At 66.3% G+C, this 13,941-nt stretch carries 15 protein-coding genes; 14 read left to right on the forward strand and 1 reads right to left on the reverse strand.

The genetic code is table 11. The annotated features are described in order from the left end of the window. Positions 1–2: 2 nt before the first annotated feature. From QZS21_RS00120 to QZS21_RS00140, 5 genes are all read left to right on the forward strand, one after another. Complete coding sequence (locus tag QZS21_RS00120; RefSeq protein ID WP_295578771.1) at positions 3–1,016, forward strand: YeiH family protein; 1,014 nt, start codon at positions 3–5, stop codon at positions 1,014–1,016. A gap of 118 nt (positions 1,017–1,134) precedes the next feature. Next, positions 1,135–1,908 (forward strand): helix-turn-helix domain-containing protein, encoded by a 774-nt coding sequence (locus QZS21_RS00125; RefSeq protein WP_295578773.1) that lies wholly within the window; start codon positions 1,135–1,137, stop codon positions 1,906–1,908. A 329-nt stretch (positions 1,909–2,237) separates the two neighbouring features. Next, positions 2,238–2,813: a TetR/AcrR family transcriptional regulator gene (locus QZS21_RS00130; RefSeq protein WP_295578775.1), complete on the forward strand. Its 576-nt coding sequence runs from the start codon at positions 2,238–2,240 to the stop codon at positions 2,811–2,813. Between the two features lie 77 nt (positions 2,814–2,890). After that, positions 2,891–3,502 (forward strand): class I SAM-dependent methyltransferase, encoded by a 612-nt coding sequence (locus QZS21_RS00135; RefSeq protein ID WP_295578778.1) that lies wholly within the window; start codon positions 2,891–2,893, stop codon positions 3,500–3,502. After that, a complete protein-coding gene (locus QZS21_RS00140; RefSeq protein ID WP_295578780.1) occupies positions 3,499–3,786 on the forward strand; it encodes a metal-dependent transcriptional regulator in 288 nt (95 codons plus the stop codon). Before QZS21_RS00135 ends, QZS21_RS00140 begins: the two co-directional genes overlap by 4 nt. Positions 3,787–3,931: 145 nt before the next feature. Here QZS21_RS00140 and QZS21_RS00145 read toward each other — a convergent pair whose 3' ends face one another. Continuing rightward, the gene (locus QZS21_RS00145) at positions 3,932–4,507 is read right to left on the reverse strand and encodes a DUF5662 family protein (RefSeq protein WP_366557559.1); all 576 of its coding nucleotides are present in this window, start codon (positions 4,505–4,507) and stop codon (positions 3,932–3,934) included. A gap of 75 nt (positions 4,508–4,582) precedes the next feature. Here QZS21_RS00145 and QZS21_RS00150 point away from each other — a divergent pair, with 75 nt between their 5' ends. The 9 genes from QZS21_RS00150 to QZS21_RS00190 all read left to right on the forward strand — a co-directional run bounded on the left by QZS21_RS00150 (position 4,583) and on the right by QZS21_RS00190 (position 13,740). Beyond that, the gene (locus QZS21_RS00150; protein WP_295578782.1) at positions 4,583–5,029 is read left to right on the forward strand and encodes a hypothetical protein; all 447 of its coding nucleotides are present in this window, start codon (positions 4,583–4,585) and stop codon (positions 5,027–5,029) included. A 47-nt stretch (positions 5,030–5,076) separates the two neighbouring features. After that, entirely contained in the window at positions 5,077–5,310 is a 234-nt protein-coding gene (locus QZS21_RS00155; protein ID WP_295578784.1) for a hypothetical protein, read from the forward strand. Positions 5,311–5,570: 260 nt separating this feature from the next. Next, the gene (alaS, locus tag QZS21_RS00160) at positions 5,571–8,210 is read left to right on the forward strand and encodes an alanine--tRNA ligase (protein ID WP_295578785.1); all 2,640 of its coding nucleotides are present in this window, start codon (positions 5,571–5,573) and stop codon (positions 8,208–8,210) included. A gap of 4 nt (positions 8,211–8,214) precedes the next feature. Continuing rightward, positions 8,215–8,388, forward strand: coding sequence for a DUF4250 domain-containing protein (locus QZS21_RS00165; RefSeq protein ID WP_295578786.1), 174 nt, complete (start codon positions 8,215–8,217; stop codon positions 8,386–8,388). Between the two features lie 20 nt (positions 8,389–8,408). Next, complete coding sequence (locus QZS21_RS00170; protein WP_295578788.1) at positions 8,409–8,747, forward strand: histidine triad nucleotide-binding protein; 339 nt, start codon at positions 8,409–8,411, stop codon at positions 8,745–8,747. Between the two features lie 899 nt (positions 8,748–9,646). Next, positions 9,647–9,853 (forward strand): helix-turn-helix transcriptional regulator, encoded by a 207-nt coding sequence (locus QZS21_RS00175; protein WP_308588629.1) that lies wholly within the window; start codon positions 9,647–9,649, stop codon positions 9,851–9,853. Beyond that, positions 9,850–12,138, forward strand: coding sequence for a DNA internalization-related competence protein ComEC/Rec2 (locus QZS21_RS00180; protein WP_295578792.1), 2,289 nt, complete (start codon positions 9,850–9,852; stop codon positions 12,136–12,138). The genes QZS21_RS00175 and QZS21_RS00180 overlap by 4 nt, the downstream gene beginning before the upstream one ends. After that, positions 12,104–13,159, forward strand: coding sequence for a DNA polymerase III subunit delta (holA, locus tag QZS21_RS00185; RefSeq protein WP_295578794.1), 1,056 nt, complete (start codon positions 12,104–12,106; stop codon positions 13,157–13,159). Before QZS21_RS00180 ends, holA begins: the two co-directional genes overlap by 35 nt. Then, complete coding sequence (locus tag QZS21_RS00190; protein WP_295578796.1) at positions 13,156–13,740, forward strand: toprim domain-containing protein; 585 nt, start codon at positions 13,156–13,158, stop codon at positions 13,738–13,740. The genes holA and QZS21_RS00190 overlap by 4 nt, the downstream gene beginning before the upstream one ends. The last annotated feature ends 201 nt before the right edge of the window (positions 13,741–13,941 follow it).

Below are 13,941 nucleotides of genomic sequence, written 5' to 3' on the forward strand. Positions count from 1 at the left end.
CATTGGAAAAGCTGAAAAAAAATCTGCCAGGTGTTTTGGTGTGCCTGGTGCTGGCGGTGCCCGCCTGGCTGCTGGGCAAACGGTTTGAGGTGGTGGGGGGCCCGGTGTTCGCCATTTTGATCGGCATGGTCATCGCCCTCTTCTGGAAGGACCAGGGCGGGGCCAAGTCCGGCGTCACCTACACCTCCAAGAAGATTCTGCAACTGGCGGTGGTGCTGCTGGGCTTCGGCATGAACCTGGGGAACGTGCTGAAGGTGGGCGGGCAGTCCCTGCCCATCATCGTCTCCACCATTGCCACGTCGCTGATCGTGTCCTATGTGCTGTACCGGGCCATGCATATGGACGCCAACATCTCCACCCTCATCGGCGTGGGTTCCTCCATCTGCGGCGGCAGCGCCATCGCCGCCACCGCCCCGGTGATCGGCGCCGACGACGAGGAGATCGCCCAGGCCATCTCCGTCATCTTCCTGTTCAACGTCATCGCGGCGCTGATTTTCCCCACCCTGGGCGGGGTGCTGGGCCTCTCCAACGAGGGCTTCGGCCTCTTCGCCGGCACTGCCGTCAACGACACGTCCTCCGTCACCGCGGCGGCCGCTGCCTGGGACGGGATGCACCCCGGCGCCAACACCCTGGAGACCGCCGCCATCGTCAAGATGACCCGGACCCTGGCCATCATTCCCATCACGCTGGTGCTGGCCCTGCGCCGGGCCAAGAAGGCCGGGGAGGCCGCCGAGGGCGCCAAGGTGGACCTGAAGAAGATCTTCCCCTGGTTTGTGCTGCTGTTCCTGCTGGCCTCCATCATCACCACCGTGGCGCCCATTCCGGCGGCCGTGGTGAGCTTCCTGAAAAACGCCAGCAAGTTCTTCATCGTCATGGCCATGGCGGCCATCGGGCTGAACACGGACATCGTAAAGCTGGTGAAGACCGGGGGCAAGCCCATCCTCATGGGCTTTTGCTGCTGGGTGGCCATCGCCTGCGTCAGCCTGGGGGTTCAGCACCTGATCGGCGTTTGGTAAGCCCTGCGGCCCAGCGCCGCAACCGCCGGTTGACAAACTTCCACCCGCCGCGTTCTTGTCTGAGCGCGGCGGGTGGCCTATGCTGGGGACATCCTGATGAAGAAAGCGAGAGCCGCATATGGAATTTTCGGAAAAGATTACCGCCCTCCGCCGCCGGGAGGGCTGGTCCCAGGAGCAGCTGGCGGACCGCCTGGGGGTCACCCGGCAGTCGGTCAGCAAGTGGGAGGGCGGCGCGGCGGCGCCGGAGCTGGGGAAGCTTGTCGCCCTGTCGGAGCTGTTCGGCGTCAGCGTGGACTATCTGGTGAAGGACTACCTGGAATCGGAGCCTTCCGCAGCCGGGGTGGACACCGCCCGTCTGGAGGAGCGGGTGGAGGACCTGGTCCAGTACTTCCGGGGCTATGCCTATGACAGCAAGACCCGGCTCTTCGGCCTCCCCCTGGTGTCCATCCGCATCACCCGCCGGGGCTTCCGGGGCGGCGTGGCCAAGGGCATTCTGGCCATCGGCAACGCCGCCATCGGGGTGGTGGCCATCGGCGCCGTCGCCGTGGGCGGAGTGAGCCTGGGGGCCTTCTCCGTGGGTCTGCTGGCCCTGGGCGCCCTGGCGGCCGGCGGCGCGGCTGTGGGCGCCCTGGCGGTGGGATTGGCGGCCTTCGGCTCCTGCGCCGTGGGGGTGTGGTCCGGCGGCGTGGCGGCAATGGGGCAGGAGATCGCCGTGGGCGTGGCCGCACTGGGCAAGACCGCCGTGGGCCAGGACGCCATGGGGGAGCACGTCCTCCTCTGGGGCAGCGGCCTGACGGCGGGGGAGGTGGAGGCCTTTTTGCGCCTGCACCATCCGGATCTGTGGCAGCCCCTGCTGAAAGCCCTGAGCTTTCTCGGCTCCGCCATCAAATAACGGGGGAAAGTCTATCAAGGGAATTTCCTATACACCCGAGAGAAAAAGGGCAATCCGGCGGTGGATTTCGCATCCGGCCGGCCTGTCCTCAGTGGACAGCGGGCAGTACGCCCCGGACGCATCAGAACCGCGTGCCGACGGTGTGTTCGCCCTGGCCGTGCGCCGGTAAATCTGCGGCTTCCCCCGTGAGAGGCGCGGCGGGCTCTTGGAGCCTGTCGCGCCTCTTGGCGTCCGGGCTCCGGAATTTTGGCCGCGGCAAAAAAATGAATTTTATTCATTGACTTTTGTTTATTCATGTGGTATGCTTTGGAGAAAGGGGGGGAGCGGGGATGCGGATTACCAAGGCGCCGGAGCTGCGGCGCCAGGAGATTTTGGAGACGGCCATGGTGCTGTTCACGGAGCGGGGCTATGAGGAGACCTCCATGCGGGACATCGCTCAGGCCTGCCATGTGGTGCCGGGGCTGTGCTACCGGTATTTCGATTCCAAGCAGGCGCTGTTTCAGGAGGCCATGGACGCCTATGTGGAGGCCTGCTGCGGCATGATTGCCCCGGTGCTCCGGGACCCGGCGCTGTCCCTGGAGCACAAGCTGGACCGGCTGTATCAGGCGATCCGGGGAGAGCGGCAGGAGATGCGCTATCACGACTTCCTCCACCGCCGGGGCAACGAGGGCTTTCACGAGCAGTTCTCCGTCCGGCTGTGCGGACGGATGGTTCCCCGGCTGCTGGAGGCGCTGCACCAGGAGGAGGCGCGGACCGGCCGCCGCTTCCGGGACCCGGAGACCCTGATCTCCTTTGTGACCTACGGCCAGATCGCCCTGATGAGCGATCCCCGGATGCCCCGGGAGGAGATTTTGGACCGCATCCGGTCCTACATCGACCTGCTGCTGGCATCCCAGATGGAATAAGACACGCCGCCCGGCCAGAGGCCGGGCGTGCTTTCCGGCTATCGAGTAAACAAAATTCAATCAAGGAGCGAGACAAGATGAAACAAGACAGCAAGCAGCTCTCCCGGGCGGCCTTCGACCGTCAGGCCGCCGGTTATGACACCGGCATACAGGGCAGCCATGCCCGGAACTTGTACCCCTACCTGTTGCAGGAGATCATACACGCCTGGGGGGACCGGGTGCTGGACCTGGGCTGCGGCACCGGCGCCCTGCTGGCCCAGGTGCTCTCCGAGGATCCCGGCCGCCGCGTGACGGGGCTGGATTTGTCGGAGAAGATGCTGGAGCAGGCCCGGGCGCGGCTGGGGGACCGGGCGGAGCTGGTCCGGGGGGACAGCGAGCACCTGCCCTTTCCGGACCGGAGCTTCGACATTGTGTACTGCTGCGACTCCTTTCACCACTATCCCAACCCCCGGACGGTAGTGGAGGAGGTGGGCCGGGTGCTGGAATTCGGCGGGGTGTTTTTGCTGGGGGACTGCTGGCTGCCCCTGCCGGGGCGGCTGGTGATGAACCCGCTGCTGGGGTTGAGCCGGGAGGGGGATGTGAAGCTCTACTCCCGGCGGGAGATCGAGGGGCTGTTGGGCGTGGCCTTTCACCGGATCACCTGGAAGCAGGCGGGGACGCGGGCCTACGTGGCGGGAGGGGTGCGGTGAAGCTGACCCCCTCCCAGGAGGCGTATCTGCACACGGTGTGCCGCCTGGGGGAGGCCGGGGACACGGTGCTGCAAAGGGACGTGGCCCAGGCCATGGGCCGCTCCAAGCCCAGCGTGTCCCGGGCGGTGGGGCTGCTGCGGCGCCGGGGACTGCTGGCGCCCGGGCGGGCGCTGACACTGACGCCGGCGGCGCTGCTGGCGCTGGGACTACCCCGGGAGGAGGCCCTGGCCGGGGCGGGATGGATTGCCTGCCGCCTGGAGGGGGAGCCGTCGGAGAGGGCGTAGAGAAACCCGGAGGCGCGCACGCGGCGCGCCTCCGGGCTGAGAGCGGATGCAGTTGGGATTTCCGGGATCGCTTGCCCCGGAAAAAGGCCTGGGCAAAGGGGCCGCCGGCGGCGCCCACGAAAGACCAGGCCGCTGCGGCGCATCGTCAGTTCCGGCCCAGGACCTGGTGGCGGATGTAGGCAAAGGCGGCGTCCTCCCCCTCGTCCTTCAGCTTCACCAGCATGGACTCCAGCAGATCCGCCGTGGCGGGGTGGAGCAGCAGCCGCTTCTCCTTGCCCCGCTGGAAGAAACGCCATGGATCGGCGGGGTCGAAGGCGTCCGCCCGGTAGGTGCGGCTGGCGGCCAGCCGGTCGCAGAACATCTCCGCCACGTACCGCCGGGGCATCTCCACCCCGGTGATGCCCTCGCCGGTGGGGCTGTAATCGGTCCAGTACTCAAAGTGGTGGCGGTTGCGGCCCTTGTGGTGCATCCAGGAGGCGCTGTAGCCCCATTCCCGGCGCTGGGCGTCGTTGGGGCTGCGGTCCCCCTGGAAGTACTTCACCCCCGCCCAGAATTCCACAGGGCTGTACTTGGAGAGGTCGTGGGTCAGGCCCTGCCAATAGAGCCCCAGGCGGAAGCAGTATTTCCGCACCAGCGCACGGTGGTGGTGGATGGTTTTCAAATGGTCCCAGAAGTGCAAGCGTGTCACCTCGAAATCAGAATCTACCTGCCAGTATACCATGGTCCCGGGAAAAAGACGAGGAAAATCTGCATGGAATTTTGCCGGGGAGGGAGACTAGGCGGGAGGTGTTTTTGGATGGAGTGTGGGCTTTTTGACTGTCCCCCGGCCTGGACGGACTGGCTGCCGCCCGGGGTCTGGCCGCTGGCGTCGGCGGCGGCGCTGGAGGCGGCGGAGTGGGACCTGCTGGCCCTGACGGCCCGGGGCTGCCGCCTGCTGGGAACGGCCCGTGTCCGCTGCCGGGAGCTGCTGGTGCCGGGGGACTGTCCGCCGGGGCTGCTGGACCGGGTGGCGGCCGAGACGGTGGTGACCTGTGGGCTGTCCCCCCGGGACAGCTTGACCTTTTCCAGCCTGGCGGAGCCGGTGCTGTGCGTCCAGCGGGCGCTGCCCCGGCCCGGCGGCGGCTGTGTGGAGCCCCAGGAGTTCCCCCTGCCGCCTCTGCCCTGGCCGCCGGAGGCGGCGCTGCCCCTGCTGGGACTGTGGCTGTTGCAGATGCCGCTGACAGAGGGGCCCTTCCCGTGGTAGGCTCTCCATAAATCGTACAGAGACAGGCGAAAGGGAGGTGCGCGGGCATGGCATGGTATGGCTGGCTGGTGCTGGCGGCGGTTCTGGGCGGTGCGGCGTGGCTTTGGGCCGCGCTTTACGGCGAGAAAAGCGGCGCCGTCCACTGCGTGGGCTGCGGAAAGTGCGTGGCAACGGGGGAGTGCGTTTTGAAGCGGGGGACCTGCGGGAAAAATCCCGGGGCCCGTCTTGACAAACAGGAAAAAAAGGATATAATAAGTGGGTCAAACAGCGAAACGCCGTGAAAAAGCCAGCTTTGCGAAACCGGCAGCAGCGAGAGGGGAGACGGTGAAAGCCCCTTGCCCACGCCGCAGGGCAGCCACTTTGGAGCAGTCCGCGAGGAGCGGAACGGCCCATCCCCGTTACCGGATGGCTAAGACGTCCCCCCGCGGGGGGATAATTAGGGTGGTACCGTGAAGCAAGCCTTCGCCCCTATCTGTGGGGCGGAGGCTTTTTTTCGGCGTGAAGTCCATCCGCATTTTCATCATACAGGAGGAGAGACACCATGGCACATCCCTATTACGGGCTGAACGAACTGCGGGAGATGTTCCTCAGCTATTTTGAGAGCAAGGGCCACCTGCGCCTGCCCAGCTTTTCCCTGATCCCCCAGAACGACAAGTCCCTGCTGCTCATCAACAGCGGCATGGCCCCCATGAAGACCTGGTTCACCCGGGAGGAGGAGCCCCCCCGCAACCGGGTCACCACCTGCCAAAAGTGCATCCGCACCGGCGACATTGAGAACATCGGCAAGACCGACCGCCACGGCACCTATTTTGAGATGCTGGGCAACTTCTCCTTCGGCGACTACTTCAAGAAGGAGGCGATCCCCTTCTGCTGGGAGTTTTTGACCCAGGTGGTGGGGTTGGAGCCCGAGCGGCTGTACCCCTCCATCTACCTGGACGACGAGGAGGCCTTTGCCATCTGGAACCAGGACATCGGCATCCCCGCGGACCGGATTTTCCGCTTCGGCAAGGAGGACAACTTCTGGGAGCACGGCGCCGGCCCCTGCGGCCCCTGCTCCGAGGTGTACTACGACCGGGGGCCGGAGCACGGCTGCGGCAAGCCCGGGTGCACCGTGGGCTGCGAGTGCGACCGGTATATTGAGGTGTGGAACAACGTGTTCTCCCAGTTCGTCAATGACGGCGAGGGCCACTACACCGAGATGACCAATAAAAACATCGACACCGGCATGGGCCTGGAGCGGCTGGCCTGCGTGTGCCAGAACGTGAACTCCCTGTTCGACGTGGACACGGTGATGAACATCACCAACCAGGTCAGCGCCATCACCGGCGCCCACTACGGCGAGAGCGCCAAGACGGACGTCTCCCTCCGGGTCATCACGGATCACATCCGCTCCTCCGTCATGATGATCTGTGACGGCGTCCTGCCCAGCAACGAGGGCCGGGGCTACGTGCTGCGCCGCCTGCTGCGCCGGGCCGCCCGCCACGGCAAGCTCCTGGGGGTGGAGAAGCCCTTCCTTTTCGAGGTGGTGGACACCGTGGTGCGGGAGAACGAGTGCGCCTACCCCGACCTGCGGGAGAAGCAGGCCTATATCACCAAGGTGGTCCGGACGGAGGAGGAGAACTTCGCCAAGACCATCGACGGCGGCATGAAGATCTTCTCCGACCTGCTGGACGCCCACAAGGCCCAGGGAGAGACGGAGTTCTCCGGCGCCGACGCCTTCAAGCTTTACGACACTTACGGATTCCCCATCGACCTGACCGTGGAGATGGTGGAGGACGAGGGCATGACCCTGGACCGGGCCGGGTTCGACCAGGAGATGGAGGCCCAGCGCGTCCGGGCCCGGAAGGCCCGAGAGGCTCTGGGCGATCTGGGCTGGGCCGGCATTGAGTTCGGCAGCGACATGCCCGCCACGGAGTTTGTGGGCTATGACCGCAGCGAGTCCCCGGCCAAGGTGCTGGCCATCGTGGCGGAGGAGGAGCTGCGGGAGGAGGCCGGCGCTGGGGCGGAGGCCATCCTGGTGCTGGATCAAACCCCCTTCTACGCCGAGATGGGCGGCCAGGTGGCCGACCAGGGCGTGATCACCGCCGGGGACGCCCGGTTTGCGGTCACCAACGTCCAGAAGAACAAGGGCGGCAAGTTCATGCACTACGGCAAGGTCCTCTCCGGCACCTTCCAGGTGGGGGACGCCGTCACCGCCGCCATCGACACCCAGCGGCGCAAGGCCATCATGCGGGCCCACAGCGCCACCCATCTGCTGGACGCGGCGCTGAAGAAGGTCCTGGGCGACCACGTGCACCAGGCGGGCTCCCTGGTGGAGCCGGACCGCCTGCGCTTCGACTTCACCCACTTTGAGGCCATCACCCCCCAGCAGCTCACCGAGATCGACCGCATGGTGAACGACGCCATTCTGGAGGGCTACCCCGTGGTGACGGAGGTGCTTCCCATCGAGGAGGCCAAGAAGAAGGGCGCCGTGGCGGTGTTCGGCGAGAAGTACGGCGAGACCGTCCGCGTGGTGGAGATGGGCGACTTCTCTATGGAGTTCTGCGGCGGCACCCACCTGGACAACACCGCCAAGGCCGGCCCCTTCCGCATCAAGTCCGAGGCCTCCGTGGCCTCCGGCGTCCGCCGCATCGAGGCCACCGTGGGCAAGCTGACGCTGGAGACCGTCAACCGCAACCAGCAGCGCCTCTTCCACATGGCCCAGATGCTCAAGACCAACCCCGGCGAGCTGGAGAGCAAGATCAACCAGCAGCTGGGCGAGATGAAGGAGATGCGCCATGCGCTGGAGAGGTTCCAGGCGGAGGCCTCCCTGGGGGAGGCCCGGCAGTTCCTGATGAGCGCCAAGGAGGTGGGCGGCCTGCGGGTGGTGACGGCCAACCGCAACGGCATGGACGCCGCCGCCCTGCGGCAGATGGGCGACTTCCTGCGGGACAAGGAGCCCGGCGTGGTGGCGGTTTTGGCCTCCGCCAACGGGGAGAAGATCACCTTCCTGGCGGTCTGCGGACCGGAGGCGGTGCGGCGGGGCATCAAGGCCGGGGACCTGGTGCGCGACGTGTGCGCCATCTGCGGCGGCAAGGGCGGCGGCAAGCCGGACAGCGCCATGGGCGGCGGCACGGACATGCTGAAGCTGGACGACGCGCTGGCCAGCGTGGACGACTTTGTGGCGGCCAAACTGGGGTGATAGGATGCTGCCCAAGGACCCCTATATTCTCTTGAGCGTCGTCAACACGAAGCTGCGGGACGAGTACCGGAGCCTGGGTGAGCTGTGCGCCGCCCTGGACGCCGACGAGGCGGCCCTGCGGAAAACCCTTCTGGGGCTTGACTACCGGTACGATCCCGTTCATAATCAATTTATCTGAATGACAAAGGAGGGCCCCATATGTCTGATTGCCTGTTCTGCAAGATTGCGGCGGGGGAGATTCCCAGCAGCAAGATCTATGAGGATGAGGTGTGCTGTGCCTTCAAGGACATTGCCCCCCAGGCGCCCACCCATTTTCTGGTGATTCCCAAGGCCCACATCGGCTCCGTGTCGGAGGTGACGGCGGAGAACAGCGGCGTGGTGGCCCATCTGCTGGAGGTCATCGCAAAGCTAGCCCGGGAGATGGGGCTGGAGAGCTACCGGGTGGTGTCCAACATCGGGGAGCAGGCGGGGCAGAGTGTGCTGCACCTGCATTTCCATGTGCTGTCCGGGCGGGATATGACCTGGCCTCCGGGCTGAGGGGAAGAGACGTGTGAGTTCGCCGCCCGGCGGAAGCGTTCCGCGCACGGCGCGGGGACGGGGATTTCCTTCGTCGGGCGGGGACGAAGGATTTCCGCCCCACGGGGCGGGACGGGGGATGTGCCGCTTTGCGGCACGGGAATGCACCCCCCATTTTCTTTGGTTGCGCCAAAGAAAACGGGCCGTGCACGGTCCAAAAGAAAAACGCTTTTCCTTGCAAAGCTGACCCCTAAAAGGGGTCAGCTTTGCACAACGGGGGTCTTCGGAGCCGGTGCTTCCGGTTCTTGGATGGCCTCCTACCGGCTCGCGCCGGACATGGTACGATTTTGGGGATGCGGTTCCCGCGGTTGGGGGTACGCAGTTTGTCGGGGTGGTCATCGGAAGGCCCCTGCTCCGCTTTCCGCGCTCCCCGCTTCGCTCAGCGCTGCCCGGGCGGTAGGGGCAGCGGCAGCGGAAAGAGGAGCAAGCCAAGTCGGTTTTGCACCCAAAGTTCGCAATTCCCCGTCGCGGGCGGGAAACCAAAGCGAGATCGGGCCAAACCCGCGCCAAACGCTTGCACTGTGCCAACCCGTAAAGGGTTGTTCTAAGGCCCGCATCCCCACATTGCGCCCGCAGGGTGCATTGTGGATCAGCGCCTTTTCTTTTACACCGTGCACGGCGCGTTTTCTTTTCGGCAAGACGAAAAGAAAATGGGGGGTGCATTCCGTGCGGCAAAGCCGCACATCCCCCGTCCCGCCCCCGTGGGGCGGCGTCTCTCATCCTCGCTGGATAAGCCTTCGCGCGTCTATGGGCATGGCCCATTTTTTTCCCATACAATGGCCCCGAATGGGCACAATAACCCGATAGAATGTTTCCGTTTGGTAACATTTTTCCGGGTGATATGTATGGAAATCAAACGCATGAGGGATCTTCGGGAAGATCATGACAAAAGCCAGCAAGACGTAGCGGCGGTGCTGAATATGCATCGCAGCGTTTACCGCCGCTATGAGAGTGGGGAGCGGGAGACACCCGCCTGGGTGGTCGATAAGCTGGCGACTTACTATCGGGTCAGTACGGACTATCTTTTGGGCCGCACCGACGACCCTGCCCCGCCCAAGGGCAGATGAGAACGCTGGCCTGGTTTGCCGGCGCCTTTTCCGGCGGCATTTTCCTGGCCCGGTATCTGCTTCCGCCGTCCTGGCTGCTGCCCGCCGCCTGGGTGTTTTTCCTGCTGGCCTGCGCCGCCCTGGCGCTGCCGCGGGAGGGACGCAGGCGGTGCTTGCTGCTGTTTGTGGGCCTCTCCCTGGCTCTGGGGTACGACTGGCTCTACACCCGCCAGGTTCAGCGGCCCATGGAGGCCCTGGCCGGTGCCGAGGCCGCCGTTGTCATGGAGCTGCGGGACTACCCGGTGCCCACTGCCTACGGCGCCAAGGCCGCTGTGTCCGTGGCGGGCCTGCCGGGCAGGGTGATGTACTACGGCGGCGCGGAGCTGCTGGACGGCCGCCCCGGCCAGACCCTGGCGGGGCGGGTCCGGTTCGAGAGTGCCGCCCGCATCCGGGACGACGACGTGACTTCCTTTACCTCCAAGGGCGTCTTCCTCCTGGCCTACCGCCGGGGCGGAGTGGAACTCAGCCCCGGCACGGCGGACAGCCTCCGCTGGTGGCCCCTCCGGCTGGGCCGGGCCATGCGGGAGGCCATTGCCGTCCGCTTTCACGGGGACACCGCCGCCTTCCTCACCGCCATTTTGACGGGGGACAAGTCCGGGCTGTCAGAGGTGGCCGCCGCGGATTTGTCGGAGGCGGGGCTGTACCATATCCTGGCGGTGTCCGGGATGCACTGCGGCTTTCTGCTGGTGATGGTCCACCTGCTGGCGGGGCGGCACCGCCGCCGTCTGGTGGCGGCGTGCACCATTCCGCTGCTGGCCTTTTACGCCCTCCTCACCGGGGGCAGCCCCTCGGTGCTGCGGGCCTGCGTCATGCTGTCACTGCTGCTGGCGGCGCCCCTGTTCCGCCGGGAGAGCGACGGCCCCACGGCGCTTTTGACGGCGCTGCTGCTGATTCTGCTGGCCAATCCCTTTGCCGCCGCGTCCATCAGCTTGCAGCTTTCCTTCGCCGCCATGGCGGGGATGCTCTTCCTGACGCCCCGGCTGTTCCGGCTGCTGAAAGGGGAGCGGAGGCGTGGTAAGGTATTTTCCTTGCTGGCGGCTGGCTTCTCAGCCACCATGGGGGCGCTGGTCTTTACGGCGCCTCTGTCCGGGCTCTATTTCGGGACGCTGGTGCTGGTGTCGCCGCTGAGCAATTTGCTGTGCCTTTGGGCAGCGGGCGCCGTGTTTTTGGGCGGCCTGGGGACGGTGGCGCTGGGCGCGGTCTGCCCGCCGCTGGGGGCGGCGGCGGGGATTCTGCCGGGGCTGCTGGTCCGGTACATCCTGCTGGCGGCTCACGGCCTCGCCCGGCTGCCGGGCCACGCGGTGTATTTCTCCAACCCCTATTTGCAGTACTGGCTGGCCTTTGCCTACCTGCTCTTTGCCGCCGCCTGGCTGCTGGGGAAGGGGGAGCGGCGGAAGTACGCTCTGGCGGCGGCGTTGGCGGGGCTGACCTTGGCCCTCACCGTCCGCCTGGGGGCCGCCCGGTACGAGGGGGATCTGGAGGCGGTGGTGCTGGACGTGGGGCAGGGGCAGAGCGTGGCCCTGGCCTCCGGCGGCGCCTTCGCCCTGGTGGACTGCGGCAGCGCCAACAGCTGGTACGGCCCGGGGGAGACCGCCGCCCATCAATTGCGGACCATGGGGTGCCGCCGCCTGGACTACCTGCTGCTGACCCACTACGACGCGGACCACATCTCCGGCGTCACGGGACTGCTGGCCCGCCTGCCGGTGGAGACCCTGCTGGTGCCGGCGGGGGAGGACGACAGCGGCGGCAGAGAGGCTGTTTGGAAAGCCGCCGAGGCCCACGGGGTTTCGGTGAGGGCGGTGGAAGAGCGGCAGGTGCTGGAGCTGGGCGGCGCTTTGCTGACGGTGTATCCCCCGGCGGAGGAGGCGGAGACGGACAACGAGCGGGGACTGGCCGTCCTGGCCTCCGCCGGGGAGGGAGACCTCCTCATCACCGGGGACATGGACGCCGCCGCGGAGGCGCGCCTGCTGGCGGCTTGGGACCTGCCGGACATCGAGGTACTGGTGGCGGGGCACCACGGCTCCCGGACCTCCACCTCGGCGGCGCTGCTGGACGCGCTGCGGCCGGAGGCGGTCTGCGTCAGCGTGGGGTCCAACCGCTATGGCCACCCGGCGCCGGAGACGCTGCGGCGTCTGGCGGAGCGGGGGTGCGAAGTCTGGCGGACGGACCGGCAGGGCAGTATTCATTTTTCGATCAAGCGAGGAGACCATCATGGCATATGGAAAGAAGACGGCCAAGAGCAATGAGGCATTTCAAAAGCTGAAGGGGGACCTGTCCGCAGGCACCCCGGGCTGTGCCTACCTCTTTTACGGCGAGGAGAGCTATCTCCGGGAGTACTATCTGGAGGAGCTGCGGAAAAAGCTGGTACCCGCCGGGTTTGAGGAGTTCAACTACCACCGGCTGGAGGGGAAGGACCTGACGGTGCAGGCCCTGGGGGAGATGGCGGAGGCCATGCCCATGATGGCGGAGCGGACGCTGATCGTGGTGACGGACTTCGACCTGTTCAAGCTGGGGGAGGAGCAGCGGGAGAAGCTGATCGCCCTGCTGGAGGACATCCCGCCCTACTGCTGCGTCGTGTTCGTGTACGACACGCTGGAGTATAAGCCCAACCGGACCATGAAAAAGCTCTTCCAGGCGGTGAGCGGCCACGTGGAGGCGGTGGAGTTCCGGGCGGCGGACAGCAGCGACCTGGTGGCCTGGATCACCCGGCGCTTTAAGGCTCTGGGGAAGGAGATCGACCGGCAGACGGCGGAGTACCTGATCTTCACCTGCGGCGGCCTCATGACCGGGCTGGTTCCGGAGATCGCCAAGATCGGCGCCTACGCCAAGGGGAAGACGGTCACCCAGCGGGACATCGACGCCGTGGCGGACCCGGTGTTGTCGGCGGAGGTGTTCAAGCTCAGCGACGCCGTGCTCCAGGGGAACTACGACCTGGCGGCCTCCATCCTGGGGGACCTTTTGAAGATGCAGACGGAGCCCATCTTGATTCTGGCTGCCCTGGGCAGCCAGCTCCGCCGGATTTACACCGCCCGCATGGCCATCGACAGCGGCCACGACAAGTACTGGCTCATGGAGCTGTGGGAGATGAAGAGCGACTACCCCGCCAAGCTCCTCCTCACCGCCGCCAAGCGCACCACCGCAGACTGGTGCGCCGGGGCGGTGAAGATGTGCCAGGTGCTGGACCGGCGGATGAAGAGCGAGAAGGGCATCGACGCGGCGGGGGAGCTGAAGCTGCTGCTGGTGCGGCTGGGGGCGCGGCGGACATGAGGAAGATCCAGGAGGTCATCGTGGTGGAGGGGCGGTACGACAAAAACGTCCTCTCCCAGGTGGTGGATGCCACCATCGTCACCCTGGGGGGCTTTTCCGTGTTCAACGACCGGGAGAAGCTGGCCTTCCTCCGCCGCCTGGCCCAGACCCAGGGCCTCATTGTTCTGACGGACAGCGACGGCGCGGGCTTCGTCATCCGCAACTATCTCAAGGGCGCCCTGCCCAAGGACCGGGTGAAGCAGGCCTACATTCCCGACATCCGCGGCAAGGAGCGGCGCAAGCGCCTCCCCGGCAAGGAGGGGAAGCTGGGGGTGGAGGGGATGCGGCCGGAGGTGCTGCTGGAGGCGCTGCGGCGCTGCGGCGCCACCTTTTTGGACGAGGAGGCGGCCCCGGCCAGGGAGCCGCTCACCAAGACGGACCTCTACGAGCTGGGACTCACCGGCGGGCCGGACAGCGCCCGGCGGCGCCGGGAGCTGCTGCGGCGGCTGGAGCTGCCGGAGCACCTCACCGCCAACGGGCTGCTGGAGGCGCTGAACCTGCTGTACGGCCGGGAGGCCTTTTTCGCCCTGCTGGAGGAATGAGAGACAGGCGCCGGAAATCGGCGCCTGTCTCTTGCTGAAACCGGGCCGAAATTTGTCCGCGGAGGGAACACATTCGACGAAATTCGATAGAACCGGCAGTTTTGGAATGCTATTCTGTTGCAGGACGCGAGAGACCGCGGCTGCCGGCGCATCGGCCGCGGCCTCCTGCCCGTCACAGGAAGTTGAATGTGAGGAGGAGAG

Source organism: uncultured Oscillibacter sp. (genome assembly GCF_900544955.1).
Lineage (GTDB): Bacteria > Bacillota > Clostridia > Oscillospirales > Oscillospiraceae > Oscillibacter.